General features: G+C 49.2%; 19 protein-coding genes. 18 read left to right on the top strand and 1 reads right to left on the bottom strand.

Annotation, left to right across the window (positions count from 1 at the left end):
- Positions 1-51 precede the first annotated feature (51 nt).
- The 14 genes from J2X61_RS03190 to J2X61_RS03125 all read left to right on the top strand — a co-directional run bounded on the left by J2X61_RS03190 (position 52) and on the right by J2X61_RS03125 (position 13,846).
- The gene (locus J2X61_RS03190; RefSeq protein ID WP_274465919.1) at positions 52-957 is read left to right on the top strand and encodes a carbohydrate ABC transporter permease; all 906 of its coding nucleotides are present in this window, start codon (positions 52-54) and stop codon (positions 955-957) included.
- 42 nt (positions 958-999) lie between these two features.
- Positions 1,000-1,839 carry a carbohydrate ABC transporter permease gene (locus J2X61_RS03185; RefSeq protein ID WP_274465918.1) on the top strand — a complete coding sequence of 280 codons (840 nt, stop codon included), beginning with the start codon at positions 1,000-1,002 and terminating at the stop codon, positions 1,837-1,839.
- A gap of 165 nt (positions 1,840-2,004) precedes the next feature.
- Entirely contained in the window at positions 2,005-3,429 is a 1,425-nt protein-coding gene (locus J2X61_RS03180; protein WP_310185863.1) for a PTS transporter subunit EIIC, read from the top strand.
- 85 nt (positions 3,430-3,514) lie between these two features.
- Entirely contained in the window at positions 3,515-4,348 is an 834-nt protein-coding gene (locus J2X61_RS03175) for a PRD domain-containing protein (protein WP_274465916.1), read from the top strand.
- A 153-nt stretch (positions 4,349-4,501) separates the two neighbouring features.
- Positions 4,502-5,599, top strand: a complete 1,098-nt coding sequence (locus tag J2X61_RS03170) for a quinone-dependent dihydroorotate dehydrogenase (RefSeq protein WP_274465915.1) — start codon at positions 4,502-4,504, stop codon at positions 5,597-5,599.
- A gap of 26 nt (positions 5,600-5,625) precedes the next feature.
- Positions 5,626-6,423: a GTP diphosphokinase gene (gene yjbM / locus J2X61_RS03165; protein ID WP_274465914.1), complete on the top strand. Its 798-nt coding sequence runs from the start codon at positions 5,626-5,628 to the stop codon at positions 6,421-6,423.
- 3 nt (positions 6,424-6,426) lie between these two features.
- The gene (locus J2X61_RS03160) at positions 6,427-6,852 is read left to right on the top strand and encodes a DUF309 domain-containing protein (protein ID WP_274465913.1); all 426 of its coding nucleotides are present in this window, start codon (positions 6,427-6,429) and stop codon (positions 6,850-6,852) included.
- On the top strand, positions 6,845-7,849 hold the full coding sequence (locus J2X61_RS03155; protein ID WP_310185859.1) for an ABC transporter ATP-binding protein: 1,005 nt from the start codon (positions 6,845-6,847) through the stop codon (positions 7,847-7,849). The genes J2X61_RS03160 and J2X61_RS03155 overlap by 8 nt, the downstream gene beginning before the upstream one ends.
- Entirely contained in the window at positions 7,846-8,661 is an 816-nt protein-coding gene (locus J2X61_RS03150) for an ABC transporter permease (RefSeq protein ID WP_274465911.1), read from the top strand. The genes J2X61_RS03155 and J2X61_RS03150 overlap by 4 nt, the downstream gene beginning before the upstream one ends.
- Before the next feature lie 19 nt (positions 8,662-8,680).
- The gene (locus J2X61_RS03145; RefSeq protein WP_274465909.1) at positions 8,681-9,466 is read left to right on the top strand and encodes an ABC transporter permease; all 786 of its coding nucleotides are present in this window, start codon (positions 8,681-8,683) and stop codon (positions 9,464-9,466) included.
- Between the two features lie 204 nt (positions 9,467-9,670).
- A complete protein-coding gene (locus J2X61_RS03140) occupies positions 9,671-11,281 on the top strand; it encodes a spore germination protein (RefSeq protein WP_274465908.1) in 1,611 nt (536 codons plus the stop codon).
- A 15-nt stretch (positions 11,282-11,296) separates the two neighbouring features.
- Positions 11,297-12,493: a Ger(x)C family spore germination protein gene (locus J2X61_RS03135; RefSeq protein WP_274465906.1), complete on the top strand. Its 1,197-nt coding sequence runs from the start codon at positions 11,297-11,299 to the stop codon at positions 12,491-12,493.
- A gap of 4 nt (positions 12,494-12,497) precedes the next feature.
- Entirely contained in the window at positions 12,498-12,731 is a 234-nt protein-coding gene (locus tag J2X61_RS03130; RefSeq protein WP_274465905.1) for a hypothetical protein, read from the top strand.
- A gap of 11 nt (positions 12,732-12,742) precedes the next feature.
- Positions 12,743-13,846 carry a GerAB/ArcD/ProY family transporter gene (locus J2X61_RS03125; protein WP_310185854.1) on the top strand — a complete coding sequence of 368 codons (1,104 nt, stop codon included), beginning with the start codon at positions 12,743-12,745 and terminating at the stop codon, positions 13,844-13,846.
- A gap of 69 nt (positions 13,847-13,915) precedes the next feature.
- On the opposite strand, the gene J2X61_RS03120 is transcribed toward J2X61_RS03125, so the two are convergent.
- Entirely contained in the window at positions 13,916-14,425 is a 510-nt protein-coding gene (locus tag J2X61_RS03120; protein ID WP_274465903.1) for a thioredoxin family protein, read from the bottom strand.
- Positions 14,426-14,575: 150 nt separating this feature from the next.
- Here J2X61_RS03120 and J2X61_RS03115 point away from each other — a divergent pair, with 150 nt between their 5' ends.
- The 4 genes from J2X61_RS03115 (at position 14,576) to J2X61_RS03100 (ending at position 25,065) form a co-directional block, all read left to right on the top strand.
- Positions 14,576-16,162 carry an RsmB/NOP family class I SAM-dependent RNA methyltransferase gene (locus J2X61_RS03115; RefSeq protein WP_310185852.1) on the top strand — a complete coding sequence of 529 codons (1,587 nt, stop codon included), beginning with the start codon at positions 14,576-14,578 and terminating at the stop codon, positions 16,160-16,162.
- A 6-nt stretch (positions 16,163-16,168) separates the two neighbouring features.
- Positions 16,169-16,921 carry a pseudouridine synthase gene (locus J2X61_RS03110; protein ID WP_310185850.1) on the top strand — a complete coding sequence of 251 codons (753 nt, stop codon included), beginning with the start codon at positions 16,169-16,171 and terminating at the stop codon, positions 16,919-16,921.
- Positions 16,922-17,092: 171 nt separating this feature from the next.
- Entirely contained in the window at positions 17,093-18,136 is a 1,044-nt protein-coding gene (locus J2X61_RS03105) for an S-layer homology domain-containing protein (protein ID WP_310185848.1), read from the top strand.
- 47 nt (positions 18,137-18,183) lie between these two features.
- Positions 18,184-25,065, top strand: coding sequence for a PKD domain-containing protein (locus tag J2X61_RS03100; protein WP_310185845.1), 6,882 nt, complete (start codon positions 18,184-18,186; stop codon positions 25,063-25,065).
- Positions 25,066-25,109 lie beyond the last annotated feature (44 nt).

Genomic DNA, 25,109 nt, shown 5'->3' with positions numbered 1-25,109 from the left:
TAAACTCCCCGGCGTTCTCCGCCATTTCAATGATAGGACGGTGAGGATAGAATGAAGGCCAAGTCAAAAGTGTGGAAAAGGAATTTATTCATCGCTTCATTCATCATTCCGACTTTTGTGTTCTTCTGTGTATTTACCATTTATCCTGTGATACAGGCTTTGCAGAAGTCATTCTACGATTGGTCAGGAATGTCGGAGAACAGCACATTTATCGGCTTAGACAATTTTAAAGAGCTCTTCAAAGATCCAATTATCTTACGAGCCATCGGCAATGACTATTTCCTGGTAGCAGGCAAAGTCATCGGCATTATGATCCTTGCGACGTTCTTTGCGGTTGCTTTAACACGTTTCAAAGTAAAGGGCTCCGGCTTCTTCCGCGCCATCTTTTTCATCCCGAATGTTATTTCCGTTGTCGTTATCGGTGTGCTATGGAATTTCATTTATAATCCGCAAATCGGATTCCTGAATGCTTTCTTATCGCTTTTCACAAGTCAAAAAGTAGAGATTACATGGTTAGGCTTTCCTCAGCATACGATTTGGATGCTATTGCCGCCTACCATTTGGGCGGGTATCGGATTTTATATGATCTTGATGATTGCTGCAATCGTGAATATTCCTGCTTCTTATTATGAAGCAGCTAATATAGATGGAGCCGGTCAATGGTCGCAATTCCGCAACATTACCATGCCGCTCATCTGGGAGCAAATTAAGGTTTCCATCGTCAATATTGTTATCACGACATTGAACGGATCCTTCGTCATCGTTCAATTGATGACGAATGGCGGACAGCCTGACAATACGACCCAAGTGATGGGATCTTATCTGTATCGGATGGCTTTTCAACAATATCATTTCGGTTACGGAGCAGCCATCGGGGTTATGATTCTGGTCGTCTCGTTGATCACCACCCTTATCCTGCAGCGCATTATGCGCCAAGAAACCGTCGAAATGCATTAAGGTCATCCCAGAAAGAGATTCTAGAGGAGGGGGCACCACCTGATGGAGATCAAAAATCCGTTAGCTAAATTAATTGTGTGGATCATTCTGTTGATTTGGAGCGTCGCCGTGCTGTATCCGCTGCTATGGACGCTGCTCGATGCGCTCAAAAATAATGAGCAATTTTTCTTGAACGCCCCATGGGCGCTGCCGAAATTCCCGCTGCTGTGGTCGAATTTCTCCTATGTTTGGAGCAAATACAACTTCAGCACGTATTTCCTGAACTCCATTGTAGTCACGGCGGGGAGCACGCTGCTAGGGATGATTTTATCCGCCATGACGGCGTACATCTTAGCCAGATACGAATTCCGAGGAAGTAAACTTCTTTTCACCATTTACATCTCCTCGATGATGATTCCGTTTGCGCTTGCCCTGATTCCGTTGTTCTTCCTGCTGAACGATTTGCATCTGATCAATACGTGGTTGGGCCTCATTCTTGTCTATGCGGCGCTCAATCTGCCGTTCGGCATCTTCCTGCTCGTCGGCTTCTACAAATCGCTGCCGAAGGAGATCGAGGAAGCGGCAATCATCGACGGAACTTCCCACTACGGGACATTCTTCCGCGTCATGCTGCCGCTTTCGCAGCCAGGTCTCATTACGGTGATGATCACCAATATGCTCAACAACTGGAATGAGTATTTCTTGGGCGTTGTTCTGACGAACGAGCCGACGAAATATACGCTGCCCATCGGACTTGCCGTTATGCAGGCCGAGATGCAATACCGCGTAGAGTGGGGGCCATTGTTCGCAGGCTTGCTGATTACGACGCTTCCCACGCTGGTCGTGTATATCATTTTCCAGCGCCAGATTGCCAACGGCATCACGGCCGGTGCAGTGAAATAACCGTATAATTTTGCATAGAAAAAACACCTTAACCTAGAGGATTTTATCCTTTCGGGAGGGTGTTCTTTCTACTATAATTGGGATAGGCGAAAGCCAACAAGAAACGGCCAAACTTGTGGGCTTGATAGGTGACAGATGATGAGATCGATGTATATGTTGCAGAAAATGGGACGTTCTTTAATGATTCCGATTGCGGTGCTGCCGGCGGCATCCATTCTTTTACGTATAGGTAAAATGACCTTCAGCGATCCATTCCTTATGCAGGTGGCTCATGTATGCGAGTCCGGCGGGAGTGCGATCTTTGATAATCTGCCGTTAATTTTCGCGATTGGCATAGCCATCGGGCTAACTTCCGGCGAAGGGATTGCTGCGCTCGCGGCAACGGTTGGCTATCTGGTGTTCAACAATGTTTTACAGCTCTTTCACACGGGAACCGCTTCGGCGGAAAAGCTGGATATGGGTGTGCTCGGGGGCATGCTTGTCGGGGTGTTGTCAGCCGTGTTCTACAACCGGTTCCAGAACATTCAGCTGCCCAGGTCCTTAGGTTTCTTCGGCGGGAAGCGCTTCGTCCCGCTGCTTACGGCGATGTCGATGGTGTTTCTGGGGCTGCTCATGGGCTTGATCTGGCCTCCGGTTCAGCGGGCCATCAGCGTGTTCGGGCTATGGATCGTGGATAACGGCAATGTCGGCGTACTCATCTACGGTATCATGAATCGCCTGCTCATTCCGACGGGCTTGCATCACATCCTCAATAATATCGCGTGGTTCCAGATCGGGGATTACACAACGGCTACGGGCAAAATCGTGCATGGCGATATCACAAGGTTTTTCGCGGGCGATCCGAGTGCGGGTATGTTCATGACAGGATTCTACCCGGTCATTATGTTCGGACTGCCGGCCGCGGCGCTAGCGCTGATTCGAAGCTCTTCCTCTACGAACAATAAGCAGCTGCTCGTTCCGGTTATGCTGAGCGCGGGCTTGACCAGCTTCCTGACGGGCGTTACGGAGCCTATCGAATTCGCTTTTATGTTCGTAGCTCCAGGATTATACGTGATCCATGCCTGTTTGACGGGCATTTCGATGCTTCTCATGCATGTGCTTCAGGTGAAAATGGGTTTCGGCTTCTCGGCGGGGTTCATCGATTTGGTGCTCAGCTGGCACTTGTCCAGTCATCCCTTCTATATTCTCCTTGCAGGCGCAGGGTATTTCGTTCTTTATTACGTAACGTTTCGCATCTATTTACATTTCTTCCCGATAAAAGCCTCCTCCAGCGAGGAAGCGGCCATGGCGGATGCGGAAGACGTCTCAATGGCAGCGGCTCCGCAAGAGGATCGTCCGACGAGCATTTTAAGACATATCGGCGGGCCGTCCAATATCGTTTCTATCGATGCTTGCATCACGCGGCTGCGTCTGCTCGTCCACGAGGAGAAACTCGTGGCGGACAGCGAACTGAAGGAGCTCGGCGCGATCGGCGTTATTCGACTCGGTAAGGGCAACGTACACGTCGTATTCGGAACGGAATCGGAACAAATTCGCGAGCGGATCAAACCTATGCTCCACACGCATAAGGACAAATCAGGACAAGCCTAAATTTACCCCACAAAGTGACGTATGCCTTCGAAGTCTATTCCGATTACTTTGCGGGGACCCCGAAACAAAGATTTGGAGGTGTCTTATGATTGAACGGACGATTGTACATGTTCTCTCCCACAATGTGGTGATGGCGCATTTGACTTCCGGGAAAAACTCGATTGCTTTCGGCAAGGGGATCGGCTTCAAGAAGACGCCGGGCATGCCGATTGCGGAAGCGGAAATTTCCCAAGAATTTCTTCTGCATACGTCAGAGGTGCTGAAGAATTACGAACAAATATTGAATGCGGTGGACGTCAAGATCATCGGTATAACCGAAGAGGTGATCGCCTATGCGCAGAGCATGCTCGAAGGCGACTTCTCGGAGACGATCCACGCTTCGTTAGTCGATCATATTAATTTTGCGGTTGAGCGGCAGAAGCGCGGCATATTCATCACGAATCCATTTGCCTACGAAATCGGGTACATGTATCCCGAGGAATATAAAGTCGCCAAGAAAGCCGTCGAATTCTTGAATGAGCATTTGGACGTTACACTGCCTGAGGACGAAGTTGCTTTCTTGACGATGCACTTCAACAGCGCCCGCAAAAAGGAGCAAGCGTCGGATTCCCTGGCGGTCGTCCGCATGGTGTCCAAGACGATTGAGGCGGCCAAAGAGCTCGGCTTTCAATTCGACGATTCCTTCTCCACACTGAGATTCATCTCCCATCTGAAAGGCGTCATTGAACGGGTGAAACAGAAAAAGACGCTGCAGAATACGCTATTAGACAAAATTAAAGAAGAATACGGAGATACTTACGTGAAGGCGAAAGTTCTTTCCCTTGGGTTGAGCGATTTGCTTCAGATGGAAGTGCCGGATGATGAAACGGGATATTTGACGATGCATCTGGAGAGGCTGCTGCAGCGCTCGGAAGTATAATGAATGATCAGGTAGAATCGAATTCCTTGCAACCTTCATGGAGCAGGGATTTTTTGTTTGAAAATAAAGCTTAAGCCTTACATTGGATTGCATAATTGCACGTTGTCAGCTAAACTGACTGTTAGAGTCATTAGAGAACGGAGTGCATAGGACATGCTGTATAAGAAGTTAGCAAAACCATTTTTGTTTCGTATGGATCCAGAGAAGGCGCATCATTTGACGATTGACGGGCTGAGTGCGGTAAGCCGCTTCCCAGGCGGAACGCAGCTGCTCAAGTCGATGTACGGAGTGCCGCATTCGCCTCTGATGAATCAGCGGATCTGGGGATTGGAGTTCGCCAACCCGGTTGGCTTGGCAGCCGGACTGGACAAAAACGCGAAGGCGGTCAAAGGCTTCTCCCAATTAGGTTTCGGATTCATGGAAGTAGGCACGATCACGCCGAAGCCTCAGCCGGGCAATGAGCTGCCGCGGTTATTTCGGCTTCCCGAGGACCAGGCCCTAATCAATCGAATGGGCTTCAACAATGTCGGGACGGAAGAGATGGCGAGCAACCTGCGGCAAACAGGAAGACGCGACATTCCCGTAGCGGTTAACATAGGTAAGAATAAAACGACGCCCAACGAGCAGGCCGAAGAGGATTATCGGGCTTGTATCCGGGAGTTGTATACATATGGCGACTTCTTTGTCGTCAACATCAGCTCACCAAATACGCCGGATCTGCGTAATTTACAGCATGGGAATGATTTGAAGCGATTGCTTGATGCGGTTACTGCCGAGATGCAGCTTCAACAGAAGAAGCACGGTCACACGGGCAAGCCTATTTTGGTCAAAATTGCGCCGGATCTTACCGACGATGAACTGGAATTAACCGTCCATACGATTAAGGACAGCGGTGTTTCAGGGATTATCGCGACGAATACGACACTTAGCAGAGAAGGGCTTGTGCATGAGAATCGTTCGCAAGCTGGCGGACTGAGTGGAAGACCGCTTACGAAGCGCTCCACGGAAGTCATCAGCCGCGTCTACCAATTGACGGAGGGCAAGCTGCCGATCATTGGAGCCGGCGGCATATTCACGGCCCAAGACGCCTATGACAAAATTAGAGCCGGCGCCAGCTTAGTTGAAGTATATACAGGATTAATCTATGAAGGACCCGGGATCCTTACCCGGATTAATAAGGGCCTCCAGGATTTACTCAAACAGGATGGATATACTCATATTTCCCAAGCAATCGGTGCAGATCATAACTGACTTCATCTGGAATGGAGGATAAATCGATGGATGGACGAGACTGGAAGAAATTTCTCCTGCCATACGAACAAGCGACGGAAGAACTGAAAGTGAAATTCAAGACGCTTCGAGGCGAGCTCAAGAGCAGGGAAGAATATGCGCCAATTGAATTCGTCACCGGACGTGTCAAAAAAATATCGAGCATGCTGGAGAAGGCGAAGCGTCTGAACGTGCCGATGGACCAATTGGAGTCCGGGATTGAAGATATCGCCGGCATCCGGATTATGTGCCAATTCGTAGCGGACATCGAGCGCCTTGCCGAGCTTATCCGCAGCAGGCAGGATATGAGAGTCGTTTACGAGAAGGATTACATTGCCAATAAGAAGCCCAGCGGTTATCGCAGCTTTCATATTATTATCGAATACCCGGTGCAGACGGCACTCGGGATGAAGCATATTTTGGCCGAGATTCAGATACGAACGCTTGCTATGAATTTCTGGGCAACCATCGAGCATTCGTTGAATTATAAATATAAAGAACAACTGCCGGCTGATGTCAGAGCGCGGCTGAGCAAGGCGGCGGAAGCCGCTTACCAGCTGGATCAGGAGATGTCCAGCATTCGCGGAGAAATCGTCGAGTCGCAGAAAATGTTTGAAGACAATTCGAATTTGGTTAATAAAGTGCTTAGCAACATCCAGGAGCTGTACTTCTATCACCGAGTTCGGGAAGCGGCCCAATTCCAGCTAAGATTCAACGAGATTTGGGAAACGGAGGACGGCTTAAGCGATCTGTCTTCCGATATTGAAGCCGCAATCTCCAGAGCCAAAAAAGGAGAACAAAACTGATCTATGGCAACTTACGATCGTTTGTACGTAGCTTACTTGTATTATTTCAATGAGCTTCGCGATTATTTCGAATGCCATGAAGTCATGGAGGAGCTTTGGCTGGAAGAAGGCCGAAGCCCTCTATATCAAGGTCTGCTGCAGATTGCAGTGGGCCTTTATCATCATGCCAATGGAAACGTAAGCGGTTCCATTAAATTGTTTAGCGCAGGCTTGGATAAATTGGCGCCCTATCCGGCGGATGCGCTCGGTATTGATTTGGGCAGTCTCATGCAAGAAAGTACGCTGTATGTGTCCAAATTGAAAAGAATGGATGTTGAGCCGTTCGCTCCATACGATCTGACCATTCGGATACTAGACCCGGAGCTCGACCTGCTGCTCCAAGACATGAAGCAGCATCCACCCCGGCATGAGGAGGAAGGCGATGATTGAGGTACGCAAGTTAAGCAAATGGTATCAGGTTCACGAGCGGGAGCCCGGGTTCGCCGCTTCGCTCAAGAGCTTGTTTCACCGGAAGTTCCGAACGGTCAAAGCGGTTGATGAGATCTCATTTCACATCCCTGAAGGGGAAATCGTGGCATTCTTAGGGCCGAACGGAGCGGGCAAAACAACGACGATGAAAGTGCTGACAGGACTGCTGCATCCTTCCCATGGCGAAGTGAATGTCGGCGGTTTTGTTCCTTTTCAGCATAAAAAAGAGTTCAAGAAACAGATTTCCCTCGTCATGGGGCAAAAGAGCCAATTGATCTGGGATGTTCCCGCAGCGGAAACGTTCCTGGTGAACAAGGTGATCTACGAAATTCCGGATGACGTTTATGAAGAAACGCTAGGCGATCTCGTAGGGCTGCTTCAATTGGAGGAAGTGATCCGCAAGCCTGTTCGACAGCTCTCGCTCGGAGAGCGAATGAAGTGCGAGCTGGCCGCAGCGCTGCTGCACAGGCCGCGGATTGTTTTTCTAGATGAACCGACGATCGGCCTTGATGTGAATATGCAGGAAGTGATGCGCAGGTTCATTCAAGACTACAACCGCAAGTACAAGGCGACGATCCTGCTCACCAGCCATTACATGGCGGATGTGACCGCGTTATGCGAGCGTGTGCTCGTCATCGGCAAGGGCAGGCTGCTGTATGACGGTGCGATTGCTCAGCTCATCGATCGATATGCACCGAACAAACGGATTCGCCTTCAATTGGCGGGACGTACAGAGGCGCAAGCAATCACGGAGCTGACGGATGGAATGGGGACGTTGGTTCACTATGAATTTCCATATGTCGATATGGATGTACCGAGAGAGCAGGTTTCCGAGCTTTCCGCTAGACTGCTGTCTACGCTGAACGTGCTGGATTTGACGATTGAAGACCCGTCAATGGAATCGGTCATCGCCCAGGCGTTTGAAGCGAAGACCGAAGGGGGAAGAGAGGACGCATGAAGGCATTCGCGCTGTTTTGGCACAAATACCGCGTGCTGCTTCGGGTGGAATGGGCGGTCATGTTTGCCTATCGCAGCGAATCGCTCATCTGGATGATCGGCGCCTTCATTCAACCGCTCGTATCCATGGCCGTTTGGCTGTCGATTAGCGACAATCAGACGGTCGGCGGGTACGATGCGCATGACTACATGGTATATTTCCTTGGCGTCCTGCTCGTTGATCGGCTTACGAGCACATGGGACGTATGGGAGCTCGACGCCAGCATTCAGGACGGCTCGTTGTCCACGAAGCTCGTGCGCCCTTTTCACCCCGTGCATTGGAGCATCTCGCAAAATCTCGTTTACAAGCTGTTTTTCGCTTTTCTATTAATCCCGGCATGGACGATAGCGGCAGCATGCTTTCCCATGCTCAGGCTAATTATTTCCTTGGAAATAATGGTGCTCTTCTTCATCGCCATTGTGCTGTCTTCTGCGATCCGTTTTCTTATCGGCTATGAGTTTGGCCTGCTTGCTTTTTGGACGAATCGGGCGACGGCAATTTACAGCTTATATGAAGGCATCCACTTGTTTCTTGCCGGCCGCATCGCACCGCTTAGCATGTTTCCCTCCTGGGTGGAGGATGCTGCTACTTGGCTTCCGTTCTATGTAACGGTCGGCTTTCCGGTTGAGCTGCTGACGGGGAAAATCGAAGCGGGTTCGTCTGCTGTGCTTCATTATTTGATGATTCAACTGGGTTGGGTCATTATTTTAGCGGGGGTATTCCGTCTGTTATGGAGAAGCGGTATCAAAAAATATGGCGCAGTCGGCGGTTAAGGAAGGAGGCGCAGCTTCGATGAAATATTTGCGGCTGTTCAGGGAATTTATGCGGGCCTGCTTGGTCGAGGAGTTCGAGTACCGGGCCAACTTCGCCGCCAATGTGTTGTCAACGGTATTTTGGCTGGCGATGGCTATATTGACGGTACAGTTATATTTCTATCGAACCCAGGAGATTGGCGGCTGGAACTTCTATGAGGTGCTTGTACTGCTGGGCATATTCAACGCCGTGCACGGGTTTATTGAGTTTATATTGCAGCCCAACATGACCCGCCTTGTTAATCATATCCGGAAAGGAACCTTGGACTTCGTTCTGACGAAACCCGTCGACAGCCAGTTTTATGTTAGTTTCAGGCATCTGGTCTTCTGGCGATTGTCGGATGTGGTGTTAGGACTTGGTCTGGTCGCCTATGCCTTATGGCAAATGCAGGCCATGCCCAGCCTGATGGAGTTGGCCCAGTTCGCCATCGTCTTCCTGGCATCGTTAGTTGTGGTGTATTCGCTCTGGATGGGCATGATGATGTTCTCCTTCTGGGCGGTGAAAGTGGACAACTTGTCCTATTTGTTCAGCTCTTTCTTTGAAACGGCGCGCTTCCCAGTCTCTGTGTACAAAGGCTTTCTGCGCGTTATGTTAACGTATATGTTCCCGATTGCTTTCATTACAACCTTCCCCGCCTCGGCGCTCATTGGCCGGATCCACGGTTGGCAGGTTGTGTTGAGCGTCGGCATTGCACTCGTCTGTTTTGTACTGACACGCTTGCTCTGGAGATTCGCTCTTAGGCACTATACGAGTGCAAGCAGTTAATTTCATTTCAGGCGTCTCGCCGGTGCTGATCAATCTAACGGACGCCACGGAACGATGGACCCAGCCCCCCATCCGCTCGGATGTTCATGCCTTCTCACCGATAGGTGCGGGGCTTTTTGCTTTTTACAGTTTCTACATAATTCTTGTGTCTTTAGGGAAAACTTCCCATAAGCAGGATCATGTCTGATTTCAAACGGTTTGGTGGTGGCGATAATCAAAAACTTCTGGAGTAAAACGCTACATCAACTCTTCAATCGCGACAAAATACCAACGCAGTCAGCTCAGGAGCAGGACACCGTCCTTTCCTCGATTGCCCTTCAACACGATGGTATGCTGAACGTCGAGCAAATCAAGACAACCTTCGGCTATAGCGCCGATTTGATAACCGGAGAGCTTTATCTGGAACTAGAAACGAATTGTAAAGTGAATTACGCTTTCTTGGAGCAGCTCATCAATAAAACGCTGTTTCAAAGCATCATGAACGATCTGGGCGCCAAAGCCTCCGAATTCATGGAGAGCGCAGGGACCGGGTTCTATGAGCTGCCGGATTTGATGAAGAACGCGCTTCAGTCCTTCGGAGAAACGAAAGCCGTGATGGATTACAAAGAAGTGTGCTATCGGCTGCTGAACGGCGATACCGTAATCTTCGTCGATGGTTATGCACAAGCACTATCTGTGAATACAGCGGCAGAGGAACAGCGCTCCGTGGAGGAGCCGATGACACAATCGGTGGTCCGAGGACCGCGCGACGGATTCACGGAATCGATCGGCACGAACATTTCGCTCATTCGCAAAAGGATTAAGAGTCCGAACCTCTGGCTGGAAAGCATGATCATCGGCAGAGTCACGCAGACGACGGTATCGATCATGTACATCAAGGGGATCGTGAATGACAAAATCGTTGGTGAGGTCAGGCAGCGGCTAGAGCGTATCGATATCGACGGTATTCTGGAAAGCGGAAACATTGAGGAGCTCATTCAAGACGAGACCTTCACGCCGTTTCCGACCGTATACAATACGGAGCGGCCCGATGTCATCGCGGCGGGCCTGCTGGAGGGACGAGTAGCCATTCTTGTGGATGGCACACCGTTCGTGCTGGAGGCGCCTGTTTTTTTTACACAGTTTTTTCAATCGGCGGAAGACTATTACCAGCGGGCCGAATTCGCCACACTGATTCGCATGCTGCGGTATGTGTGCTTCTTCATCTCCTTGATGGCGCCATCATTCTATATTGCCATAACTACGTTTCATCAAGAATTGTTACCCAGCTCATTGCTGTTCAATTTGGCGGCGCAGCGGGAAGGCATCCCTTTTCCTGCCTTCGTGGAAGCACTGCTTATGGAGATCACCTTCGAGATTCTTCGGGAGGCTGGGGTGAGGCTTCCCAAGACAGTCGGTCAAGCGGTGTCTATCGTAGGCGCCTTGGTTATCGGCCAAGGGGCCGTGGATGCCGGGCTGGTCTCGCCGGCGATGGTTATCGTCGTGGCGATTACGGCTATCGCTAACTTCGTCATTCCGGCGTTCAGTATGGGCATCCCGGTGCGAATCATCCGATTTATTTTAATGATATTTGCAGCTATGTTCGGTCTATTCGGAATCACCGTCGGTCTAATCGCTATGGTTCAGCATCTGTGCAGCTTGCGGTCGTTCGGGGTGCCGTATATGGCTCCGATGGCGCCGTTTGTCTTGGATGATCAGAAAGACACGATATTCCGCATGCCGCAATGGGGGTTGTTCTCAAGACCGCGCTTCATTAGCCAAAACAATATCATTCGTGAAAATAACACCCCAACGATGAAACCAAAACGAAAGTAAGGGTGGGACTGCCACGTGAAAAAATTAGGGGGGATGCTCTGTACGCTTATCTTACTTGGCTTTGTGCTCTCCGGGTGTTGGGACCGGCATGAACTCAATGACTTGGCGATTACTGTCGGCGTGGGGTTTGATAAAAGCGGAGACGAATACCTGGTGACAGCACAAATCGTTAACCCTAACGAGGTGGCATCCAAAAAAGGAGCGGGCTACAGCACGCCCATTACTACGCTGTCTGCAAAGGGGATATCGACACTTGAGGCTGCGCGCAAGTTAACGACAACGGCGCCGCGCAAATTATTCTCGTCCCACTTGCGAATCGTCGTCATTGGCGAGGAGCTTGCCCGTGAAGGCGTTGCCAAGGTTCTCGACGGTCTTACGAGAGATCATGAAATCAGGTCCGACTTCTATATCATTGTGGCCAGGGATACGTCTGCCGCTGAAGTATTAAAAATATTGACGCCAATTGAACGGATTCCGGCGAATGCCATGTTCAAAACGCTGGAAACGTCAGAAAAGGCATGGGCGCCTACCGTAAGCGTAAGGATCGACCAGTTCATAACAAGCCTGGCTGAGCCGTCTACCGATGCTGTTCTGACGGGGATACGCATCGAAGGGGCGAAGGAGAAAGGAGAGTTGAAGACGTTACTATCCGACACAGCGCCAAGAACCCAGCTGCATTATTCCGGAGTGGCGCTCTTTAGGCAAGACAAGCTGGTCGATTGGCTCAATGAGAACGAAAGCAAGGGATACAACTATATTAAGGGAAATGTAAAAAGTACAATGGGGCACCTGCAATGCCCGCAAGGAGGGACGTTAACGGTAGAAGTCATCCGTTCCAAAACAAAAGTGAAAGGACATGTGATTAACGGCAAGCCCAAAGTACACATTCATGTCTTCCTGGAACAAAACGTTAGCGAAGTACAGTGTGAAGTTAATTTGTTGGACCCCGCTACGATACAAGAGCTGGAGAAAATTGCCGCGGATACGCTCAAGTCAATCATGAATGCTGTGATTCGGAAGGCAAAGGAAAATAAGACGGATATATTTGCTTTCGGGGAGGCCATTGAAGATGCTTCACCGAAAACCTGGGCGAAAATTAAACGGGATTGGCCGGATATTTTCGCCGAGCTGCCGGTGGAAATTTCAACGGAAGTGCAGATCCGCCGTCTTGGCACGACGAACAACTCCATTATCATACGCCCGAAGGAGTGATCGCGTGGGGATCATTTTTTTGATTCTTGTCGTAGCCGTGCTCATCGGTCTGCTGGAGCTTCCCGGCATGCTGCGGAAGAAGATGAAAGTCGAGAGCTGGGTGTTCTCGGTATTGCTCATCTTCGGGACAATACTTAGCATTTTGCAAATCAGCAGAATTCACATCCCGAATCCGCTGGACTGGATAACGTACATCTACCAGCCTGTCAGTGATTTTGTTTTCGGCATACTACAATAGAGGTGGTCGACATGTTTGAGAAAGGCAGGATTGGGGTACACCAATTTACGATATTGACGATCCTGTTCACAATCGGCAGCTCCATCCTAATCGCGCCTTCCGGACTTGCCTATGATGCCAGGGAGGACGCCTGGATTGCGGCCATCTTAGGGTTGATTGTGGGGCTGCTGCTAGTCACCATGTACTCATTCCTCAGGCGCCAGCTGCCTCAGAACACATTGGTCGGTAATTGCGAAGAGCTGTTGGGGAAGTGGCTTGGCAAAGCCGTCTCTTTGCTCTACTTCTGCTTTTTTTTCATCCTTGCTGCCCTGGTGCTTCGCAACCTAGGCGACTTCATCTCCACACAAGTGCTCGTGGACACACCTCTGCAATTTACGCATATTTTTTTCCTGGCTATCATTATTTTAGGCATACGCAATGGGTTGGAGACGTTTACACGGACATCGGAAATATTTCTCCCTTGGGTGCTCACCTTCTTCTTCCTGATGTTCATTCTCCTCCCGACTCAAATGAAGGCAGGCAATATACTGCCAATACTCGGCCAAGGGATCAAACCTGTCGTACGCGCTTCGGTCCCTTTGATCGGAACCCCGTACTTGGAGCTTGTTCTGTTCTTTACCATTTTACCTTACGTAAGCCAAACGAAAAAACTGGGGAAATCATTTCTCACCGGAGTGGCGATCGGCGGCAGCTTAATCGTCATCGTTTCCCTGCTGTCCATTCTTGTCTTAGGCGATGATTTGACATCGGTACAGATGTATCCGAGCTTCTCCTTGGCACGAAGAATTTCGATCGGCAATTTCTTGGAACGGCTAGAAGTCATCATGGCGGGGATATGGTTTATAACCATTTACTTTAAACTGACGTTGTGTTTGTATGCATCGGCTACGACGCTGGGAGAAGTATTCAGAATGAGTGAGATTCGGCAGCTGTATCTGCCACTGGGAATGAGTCTCGTCGTGCTCTCCGTCGTTGCTTACCCGGATGCAGCTTATTTCATTCAGTTCGCATCGAGAATTTGGGTTTTCTACTCCGCTACCTTCGGGTTCGTGATTCCCTTGATTTTGCTTCTCTTGGCTGCTATCCGGCGAAAAAAGCAAACAAGGAGCTCTTAACTGCCGGTGCAGAGGGGGACAGGGAAAGGGGGCCAACAAAAAAAGCAGCGTTTCCGCTGCTTTGCCGATTTATCCTTTATATTTCTGGAAAAAGGCTTTAAACATTTCCGGCGTATTCCCGCCTTGCGAGCCCGGTTCCGGCACTCCGCCAACCATCCGGTCCACTTCTTTGCCATCTTTGTAGTAAACCAGCGTCGGCGTGGATTCGATGTTATACTTTTGCCAGCCATCCTTGAATTCTTCCAAGTTAAATTGCTTCACATCAATGCCCAGTTCTTTTTGCAAGGGAACTAGAACCGGTGTCGTTACTTTGCAATGCGGACAAGTAGATGCGTAGTAATATTGGAAAAATGTTTCTTTATTCTTCAATCTTTGGTCCAGATCTTTCGGCAAAATGAGGTTTTGATAGTTCGGATCGGTTAATTGTTTGACCGTTTCCGGATTTAGCTTGGATGCCGCAACGCCGTATGGGTTGCCGGCATTCGCTTTGTCCGTGGATTTGGTAGACTGCTGGTTAACGAAATATAGACCCCCGAATAAAATGACAACAATGCCCAGGTAAATAAGCAGCTTCTTCATTACATACACCTCTATCATGTTCTAGATTACTTTGTTCTATTTTCTCTAAAAAGTATAGCATATCCTGTGCGAATTTTGAAAATTATTGGCTGTTTGGTGACAGTTCAGCTATAATAGCGGAGATAAAAAGAAAGAAAGAGAAGATGTCGGATGACGAAGCAGCTGCCCCCCTTGTTCAGGGATAAGATGATGGATTTATTAGGGCCGGACGAATTTGAACAATTCCTGGACTCTTACGATGAAGAGAGATCGTTCGGTTTGAGAGTGAATACAGGAAAAATTGCAAAGCGCGACTTCTTAGATAAGAGTCCGTTTGTGCTAGAGCCGGTGCCATGGGCTTCGGAAGGTTATTACTATGAAGCGGGAGAACGTCCCGGCAAGCATCCTTATTACCATGCCGGCCTTTACTATATTCAAGAGCCCAGCGCCATGGCGCCGGTGGAGCTGCTGCAGGTACGGCCGGGTGATAAAGTGCTCGACTTATGCGCAGCCCCCGGCGGCAAGTCCACGCAAATCGCGGCGAAGCTTCAGGGCGAAGGCGTGCTGGTGGTGAATGACAACCATTCGGACCGGGTCAAAGCGCTTGTCAAAAATTTAGAGCTTTTCGGCGTACGGAACGCCGTCGTGCTCAATGAGCGGCCGGAGCGGATGATCTCCGCGTTCTCCGGTTATTTCGATAAAATTTTAATCGATGCCCCTTGTTCGGGGGAAGGGATGTTCCGTAAGGAAGAAGAAATGATGCAGGGCTGGGAGCGTCATACGGTGCAGGAATTCGCTGCGATGCAGCGGGAGCTGCTCGGACAGGCGGCACAGATGCTGGCTCCGGGAGGTACGATTGTGTATTCGACCTGCACGTTCTCTCCGGAGGAGAATGAGGCGCAAATTGCCGAATTTCTCGATAAGCATCCGGCTTTCGACGTGGTACCGGTCCAGGGGTTTAGTCCCGGCCGGCCGGACTGGCTCCGCGCTCCTTGGTGCGAGGCGTCGTATTCGGCTAAGGCCCGCGCTGCGGTTGCGGGTACGGCGCGATTATGGCCTCACCGCTTGCGTGGAGAGGGCCATTATGTGGCCGTGGTTCGCAAGGAGGGCGTTGAAGCGGGGGGAGAGGCGCCGGAGGCTTGGAGCGGAGCGGTGAAGGAAGCGTCGGAGACGTGGAGAGCGGAGGCGCGGAGTAGAGCGGTGAAGGAAACGTCGGAGACGTGGAGAGCGGAGGCGCGGGGCGGATCGGGGCGCAGCGGCCGGGAGGCGCTGCGGGGCAAAGGGCGCGCGGCGGCGGTTGAGCCGCGCGTAAGTCTGGAGCCGCTGCAGGCGTTCGAAGGCGAGCTGCTGCGCAGCGATCCCTTCGCCGCTCTGCGGCTCGTATGCTACGGCGACCACGCGTACGCGTCGCCGGCGGGGTTGCCCGAGCTGCACGGACTGAAAGTCGTGCGGCCGGGCTGGTACATCGGCGCGCTGCACCGCGGCCGATTCGAGCCGTCCCATGCGCTAGCTATGGGACTGCGCATGCACGAAGCCAAGCGAACGCTGAGCTTGGCTTCGAGCGACGAGCGAGCCCTTCGGTATTTGAAGGGCGAGACGCTCGAGGTCGCGGAGAGCGAGATTGTCCGCGATTCGCAAGAAACGAAGGCAGCCAAAGGCTATTGCCTTGTCTGCCTGGATGGGCATCCCGTCGGTTGGGGCAAATGGCTGGACGGGATGCTAAAGAACGAATACCCGCCCGGCTGGAGGTGGACCTAATCGGTCATGAAACAAACGCAGAGGCTCGATAAAATACTCGCCCATGTAGGTGTCGGCACGCGCTCTGAGCTGAAACGCTTGGCTAAGGAAGGCGCGATTTATGTCAATGGCGTGAAAATCAAAGACAGCGGGATGCAGATCAATCCCGATAAGGATACGATTCAGGTGAACGGAGAGACGGTGCTTTACCGCGAATTTGTTTATCTGATGATGAACAAGCCGCAAGGCGTTGTTTCCGCTACGGAAGATAATCGCGACCGTACGGTTGTCGATTTGTTGGATGCGTCGTATGCGCCATTCGAGGTCTTTCCTGTAGGCAGGTTGGACAAGGATACGGAGGGCTTTCTCCTTCTCACCAACGATGGGAAGCTCGCTCACAATCTGCTTTCCCCACGCAAGCACGTTCCGAAAACCTACTATGCCCAAGTGGAATGGGAGGTTAATGAGGCGGATGTCGAGGCATTTGCCAAAGGAGTAACCTTGGATGACGGGTATGAAACGCTTCCCGGTGTACTGAAAATAATAAGCCCCGGTAACAAAAATGGCGGGGTACCTTCCGAGATCGAGTTGACGATTATGGAAGGGAAATTTCACCAAGTGAAAAGAATGTTCCTAGCAGTTGGAAAGAAAGTCGCATATTTAAAGCGAATTTCTATGGGGCCTATAGAGCTGGACCCGACGTTGGCTTTAGGCCAAGTTAGAGAGCTTACGGCGGATGAGCTAACAGCACTGAGAAATGCCCACGACTTACAAAATTAGAAGTTTACAAACCTACTAGTATATGGTATTTTTGGTTATATAGCATTTGAAATGTGCGGAAGAACCGCCCATGTTATCGCGGCTTATTGGCGATGACTGGGTGGTTTTTTGCATGTATGGCCATACATATTTTGTCAATAATAGATTTTTTATTAAGAGGGGGGTTATTAAATGATGAAGAAGGCTGTTGTTCTGGGAGCATCGATAGTTTGTGGTCTCTCCGTTGGTTATGATGCGATAATTTCATCTGCTCAAGACTCGGTACAATTTAGAGATACGGAACAACATTGGGCGCAAAAATCTATACAAGCAGCAGTCGATAAAGAGTACGTCGACGGCTATGAAGACGGGACTTTCAAGCCTGATGCGCCAATTAGCCGAGCGGAATTTATTAAAATGGTGGCTTTGGCCACAGGGGAGAAAATCAATCATGTCGAAGGGGAGGGGTGGTTTCGACCTTATGTTGAGCGCTTGAAAGAGCAAGGCGTGATCCCGGCAGAGTTCCCAGAACGCTATAATGAGCCGATGCAAAGAATTGAAATGTCCGTTGTAAGCGTGCGAAGTGTTAATAAAAACTTGAAAGGCTCGATGATGGAGTCCACGGGACTAGGGCTAATACATGGTGTCAGTAAGACTGACCTGGATATGTATGGGACCAGCACGCGAGCTCAGGCAATTACGATCATTGAGCGTATGCTTGCTGCGAGGAAGGGGGACAAGCTTCCGGTTGATAAGTATGCAGCCAGTGCGGCAGAGATATCGGAGACCGGCAGCAATGTAAAGACAATGCTGGGTCTTACTCCGAAGGAAATTGGAACCACTTGGACTTGGTCAGAAGGGGTTACGGTCAGAATGAATCAACTGATTGTGGCTGATCCTGCCGATCCGGATGATCCTTATATGAGGCTTATTGATATGACGACCTGGGGAAAGTCGACCAGTAAAACAGAGAACAAAGTTATTTTGGCTAATTTTACGGTAGTGGCTACTGAAGCTGGCGTTGGGGCTCCTGATTTATTACCTTTACAGGTGTTAAAACAATTAGATACCTCTGATTTCTTGTTGCTAACCGACCAAGAGTTAACTGGATGGATGCGTTTTTTAAAACCTCAAACGCATGAAGGTTATGTGGCTTATGCACTGCCAAATAAATTTGCTAATCGGACTATTATGTTTGATATCCTAGGAAAACATATTACATTAGCAGATAGATAAGGAGATGGACTTAACTGCGTAAACTAAGCAATAGGGTGATATTGTTCTTGATTCTAATCGAAATACTAATACCACTATTTAATGCTGATAGGTCTCAAGCTGCTTCTACTGTTAGATTGTATTATAATTTTGAACAAGGTACCTACAGTTCCTTATCTGTATTACCTCAATATTCTTCAGCGCAGGCTAAGTCATTTTCTAAAGATATAAGCGATTTAATTAGTGGTAACATAACCGGAGTAACTATAAATAATCAAACTGAGTCTAATGGAATCGTGACCTTTACTTCAACTTCAGTAACTGTGAACAATCTAAATGGTGCTAAAACTAAGGTTTATGGTAAGTCCGAAACAAATCCAATGCATCAAATTTATAGGCAACCGTTGGGAAAAATATGGGAACATAAAGGGAGTAAGACTGTTGCAGTAGAGTTTGATGGAGTTAAAGGAAACCCATCACCTTACCCAGGTAGTATTCCGAAGAACGGAAGGTTACGTTATTTAACTACTCTATTTAATTACAACAATGTTAACACTTATGGACCTGATTTAAGGTACACGTATCTATCTCCGCTATATAGCTCTAAAGGTGCAAGTGGCGATCAGGTAACTAATTATGATAAAGAAGGTTACGCTGTCACAACTGCCTATGAGGTACCAAAAGCTATGAAATGGTTTTTACAGGAGTCTTCTACAAGCTTATCAGGCACCGATGCTGATATTACGGATCCTGATAAGCTCGATCAAAGCAGCATCCAAATCATTAAAGCTGAAAAGTATAGCCCTGACTACGGTGCTGAACCGTTGGCATTTGGTAAAGGTGACACTCCCGGCACAGGGATGATTCGTACTATGATGTTATTGGATGGATCTGTACCACCAGATCAAATTCGTGATTTCCCAGACCCAGATGGTTCAGGAGGATTGCTTCGTAACTATGCGATGTACGCAATAGGACTATGGAGTGGAACCACCTACAAATACCAAATGTCTATCGACGTCACGTACTCCCCACCCAACAAAGCCGACCTGGCTGCGCTCTCCATTGAGCCAGACCCCTGTGTTCAAACAGGAATTAGCACCGATTTGAAAATCACCTTCAAAAACATCGGAATCAACATACCGAGAGGAACTAGATTCACGGTAACGGTAGCAGCAGACGGTGCGATTATCAAGACCCTCATTTATACAGCAGGACTAAATAATAATGTTCCCCTAACGGAAATCATCCCCTACACATTCAACACGGTCAAAAGCATCACACTCACAGTCGATGCCAATGACGACATTCCGGAAACAAGTGCTTCGAATAACACAATCACCACAATCATTACCCCGCAAACCTCGTGCGGGCCTACAGGCGGCGGCTACATAGGGAAGACCTCGGCAGACCGGCCCGCTATAACTTGGAAGGAATCCAATAGGATTAAAGCGGATTGGAAAATACCTTCCACGGGCTGTACCCCTGTGCGTGGCAGATTCATTTTGTCGCAAGCGACCGGAGCCTCCGTTCAGTACGGTTGGAGCCGTTTAACGAGTACGGCAACAAGTGATATGTCTTTGTTTGCATATGGCATGATGGGATTTACGGGGTATCCGGGAAATATAACTAGCGGGGAAGTCCATATCGAATATAAATTGGAGGACAGCTGTGGCGGAACCTCTTATTTCTATGAGGGAAAGTTTACGATTGGTTCCAGGCCGCCCAATCGACCGCCGCAATTCGAAATCGGATGGTATTCCGAAAACGATTATACCAGCCGTACTCCAATTGCGGAGGCCGTTGTCGGCGATAAGTTAAATGCAAGGCTCCTTCCCGAAATTGCTCCTAATCATTACGACCCTGATGATGACACGGTTACGTTCGAGTGGTTGTTTCAGAATAGTTCGAGCTCCTGGATCAAAAGTTTCCCCGCTTTGGGCTATTTGAAAGGGGAGGAGAAGCTAACATGGCTAACCGCGACTTCGGCAGGGAGACATACGATTTCTGCCCGAATGTGTGATGATAAAGGCGCTTGTACCGAAGAAGAGGCAACGATCGACATCATGAGACCGGAACCGATCCCTTGTATCAATATCCCCAATCGAGTTGTTCAACATAGACCCCTACCGGCAAATGCGATTAATGGCGCTTGCAGTAAAGCTGCGCTAGGAAGAACGATCGTACAGGAGTTTTGGACGAATAAACGCTCTGTTTATCCGACCATCGGAGTGGAGACCGTTTCACTTGAGGTTATGGACAACCGTGGAGTACGAAGCTTACCGGCAAACAAGGCTATTAAGCACATCAATGTCGTTGAAGATAAGCCTCCTGCAGCTGTGATTAACTTGCCCTTATTTGCTGTGAGGGGGAATATTCCATTCCGAGATATGTCTTATAGTCCCGATGGCGACGTTATTGTTGAAACTAAAATTAGCTATGTGTATGACAAGAATAACGATGGGATATTTAATGACCATATGCCGCTTGAGATCTCCATTTCGGTAGGCGGTTCCGCTTCGTTAACTGCTATGCAAGTAGGAAAGTATCAATTAACGGTTACTGCCAAAGAAGATTGGGGCTTAACGGACACAAGGACTTTTGACGTCGATATTAAAAACGATTCCCCCGAGGCTTCCTTCACGGTCACCTCTTCCAACCCTGAACCTCCAAAGTTCGATACGATCTTAGAAAATGAGATGCTTATGGCCTTTGGGGATCAATGGCAAGGGTCTTCATTAACGAATCCAAGCCTGAATAAGGCGAAAGACATTGGCTTTACTTACAATACGGCCACGAACGGGCTAACTTCCCATTATGGGAAGCAGCCATATTACGGTCCGGCGATCGGCCTGACGATTACACCAGAGCAGTACGAGAGATCGGCCTATACGGCATGGCACTCCTTTCCTGTACCTTCGTTATTCAACACGCAATTCCTAGGTAACAGATATGGTGTAGGCTCTATTGGCGCTATTCCGCTTTTTAATGGAAAAACCACAAGTATGGAAGGCGGTTTAGGCACCGTCAAACCAACACCGGATAATCCTGGGAAATACTTGGCCTATGATACGAAAGGCGGGGCTTATTCGATTGATTTAGTTACATCGAGGTATGACGATAATTATTCGGAGTCATGGACACTCTATCGCAAGCTTGCCGACGGTACGGTCTCATGGAGCCGGTCCGGCTCCTATACGTATGATGGTTGCTCAGGCGACTGCGACCCGACGGAAACGGGGACGCGCGCTCCGCTGTCCATTCTAAAGCTGAACGATGATGGCACGAAAGTAATGGTTGAGAATACTTACAGCTACCTATGCTGGTGCCAAAAAAGCACCTGGGTGGATGTTGAAACAGGACTGGAGGTACCTGCAGCATCAATTATTCCGGCACCTTCTTTTACGGGAATCTATGAGGATTCAGAAGTTTATATGTACCGTGAACAGTCCAAAGTTTTAACGACAGATACCTACAGTTCAGGGAGTTGGGGCTCCTCGGCCAACCGTTTAGGTAAGGTCAGCGAGTACTTGGTATCCGTCAACAAGTCCACAGGTGCTGTGAGGAAGCTTGCTATCTTTAAGGATATTGCGTACAAGAACACATACAGGATCGATGATGGCAGCATTATTCGCGGGGACGGCGAAGATACGTCGAATGACACATTCGTAGATGCTCATTATTCAGTTTCCGCTGACGGATATGTCTATGTCGTAGACGGGTTTAACCGAATCGTCGTAACGGATAAATTCGCCAATCAGCTAGCTTCCTTTCCGACCAAAAGCTTAAGGCCTACAAATTCAACCATCAATCATCAAACATTAAATGAAATATATAAATATACAATTGCACAGGCCGGCTTAAGTGCTGACGGGGAATTTCAAGTTGTGCTTCAAGAAGACCACTACAAGTTAAGGCGATGGAATTTCAAGTGGAAATCTTGCGGAGCATGCAGTGTGGGAAGTTATGTATCGAGCTATGACTCGGATGACAGTGCTTCGGAACGCAAATTTTATTACTACAAAATTAAGGGGAGCACCGCAAATTCTGCCGGATACGCCTCAAGCGAAATTGGTCAAACGTTGAAAAAGGATGCCAACGTCAAAGATGCTGATTATGTATTTGACTTCCTTCAGTCGAGTGCCAATATGAATGAGAATGCCCCTTCAGGTCTTATCTTTCGGGCCACAAGCCATAATACGATGTACCGTTTGGAAATGACAACGAACAAAATAAGCATTGCGAAGATCGAGGGAGGGGTACGAACGGAATTAAAATCAACTTCCGTCTGGCTGCCTGCGACTTCTTTTACGAACATGAAAGTCAGCGTTAGAGGAGGGAATATCAAGGTTCGACTGGGGACGGTTCCCATTCTGGAACTTAATGATTCCACATTAGGGGAAGGCACTTACGGTTTCTTTATTGGCGGTTATGGCTCGCATTTTCGGAACTTTTATGTGAAAATTCCGCTCATAGATAACACGGTGATCAGTGATACGGGGATTGCAGGCGAACAATTAACGTACCAAACGGACTTCTATGACCCTGAGAATGACGAGCATTTGGTTAGTAGAGACAAGTGGACCTACGAGCATTCGAACGCTTCGAAATTTCTAGACGCAGGTGACGGTAAAAGCGGGTTATCGGCGTTGCATCAGCAAAGTTACATAGGTTCTCCGCAAAGAGTATTAGATAAAGTGGGCATCTACACGATAGCGTACATTGGCGCTGATGATCCGACCCCAGTCGCATATAAGTATCCCAATCCAACGTTTGCCCCGTACATTTCAGAGTCTGAACCGTATTTCAGAAATGTTCTAGTTCACCGCAGACCTGTAGGTGTGCTAAGAGTTAGTCAGGATCCGTATTATCGTATTTCTTATGACGATCAAAGCTATGACCCGGATCGTTGGTTGAGCGGCTCAACATTTTCCACGGAGCCTACGGGCATAGATTATTCAACGACTCGCGGCATTACCGAACGCCGGTACGAGTACATCAAGCCGGATGGAAGCACGATGGGAGGTAAATTAAACAGGGCTACGGAGATGGGGATGTACACGTTTCGTGTAGCGGTCAAAGACGAATATGGTGCTTGGTCCGATTGGGCGGAGGACCGTCTATGGTTAAATGCACCGCCAGAGAACCACGCTCCTTTTGTTGAAATTACGAGCCATAAGAGCACAGACATGAATGCACCTTCAGGAGCGGCTGCTCTGAATCCTGTATTTACTTGGAACGCTGTAGACTATGATGCAAAAAGCAGAATTGTCGCTTCCGAACTTGACGTTCAATATTATCGCTTTGATGCCTATAGCAATCCTCCATATAAATGGATTAGTCAAAGATCCCCGAATCTGGTAAGGACGCATGACGAGAGCAGCGATGGCCAAGTCGTGTCTTTCAGTTATGCCTATCCGCTTGAGGTTCAATCAAACAAAACTTATAAGATACGAATAAGAGTACAGGATGAACACGGCGAATGGTCGGCATGGGATGAAAAATATTTCGCAAGAGGCTTCCCGCCCTCAGCAACCCTAACGTTCCCGAATGGAACGCAGGCTAATCCAACACTTGTGACAAGCGGAGTGCTATCTCCTTCTTGGAATCAAAACGATCCGGATATCCCGACTGCGTACAGTCGATATGAGTACCGAATTCTGGATGCCGCTGGCCGGCAAGTTACTTACCAAAGCAGGGGATTCACGTATACCGCTTTCGTTAGCGGTAGATATGCACGCGGGTGCAGTTTGGATAGTGAATCAAGCGTTTGGTATCGCTGCAGCTATGGAACAGCAGCCAACTCTTGGACTGCTCAACCGAGCGAACAATTTGGGTTATCCCTACTGGCCGGCAGAACGGACACTCTGCAAGTGCAGGTCCGTGTTAACGATGGGACGTATTGGTCGGATTGGTCCAACTCCGGGTGGTTTATGATGAATCGGCCGCCTGCAGCGGAGATGACGATTCCGGCAGGCTCGCAGGAAGCGCCTACGATTTTCTCCGAGTTGCGGCCAACGTTTCAGTGGAATCAGACGGATTCGGATCCGGGGACCATTTTCAAATATTTTCAGCTGCAAATTACGAACGAGTCTAATGATGTTGTAGTTGCAGATTCGGGGCAGCACGACCAAGGTTCGGCTTCCTCCGTCGGAAGCTGGCAAGTCACTCAAGACCTCCCGGCTGGGCAGAAATTGCGCGTAAGGGTCAGGGTTCATGATGGGGCAGCTTGGTCGGACTACTCTCCGCAAACTTGGTTTTATATTAACCGTGCCCCGGTTGCGGAATTTGATTGGACGCCTAAGCCCGTTTGGGAAGGGGATGTCGTTCACAGCATCAATGCGTCCTATGATCTGGATGGAGATCAGCTAAGCTATCTTTGGGAGATCGTACGGGCAAATGGTTCTGCGCTTACATTCTCCACGCCAAATGTTGCTCATCATTTCTTGGCCCCTGGCGTCTATAAGGTGACTTTGACCGTGTCGGACGGCCGGGCTGCTCATTCGGTGGCAAAGCTGATCGCTGCTATGCCTTTGACGATACGTTCGGATGTTACTTACACGGATAATTGGCTACTTTTTCATGAAAAGAGCGGGCATCAGACCTCGGCGGCACCTAAAGATTTTTATTCCGGAGAAATCCTCGTTGTCTCGGCTCAGAGCTCACCGGCACCCGTCGAGGATGTCACGGCGTGGATCGAAACCATCGGAATGGATGGAAAACCGCTATATGCAACAGTAAAATTAACAGGTCTGGCGGGGGATCCGACCCTGTTCACGGGAGAATTATTTGATGCCAAATTCCAATCATTGACGGAAGGCCTGCCTTTAGGCTTGCAGATCGTCCGTTTTCAGATTCGTTACCGGAACGGCGTCGTGAAGCAAGACGAAGTTCCAATCAACATCATCGGTAATGTGAACAAAGCCGTTGGCGTTCATCGAGTTCATTAAGGAAGAGCAGCTATCTTCGGATAGCTGTTTTTTCCGGAGCATGC

The sequence above is a fragment of the Bacillus sp. 3255 genome (assembly GCF_031456485.1).
Taxonomy (GTDB): domain Bacteria; phylum Bacillota; class Bacilli; order Paenibacillales; family NBRC-103111; genus Paenibacillus_E.
This window is presented reverse-complemented; position numbering and strand designations above follow the sequence as displayed.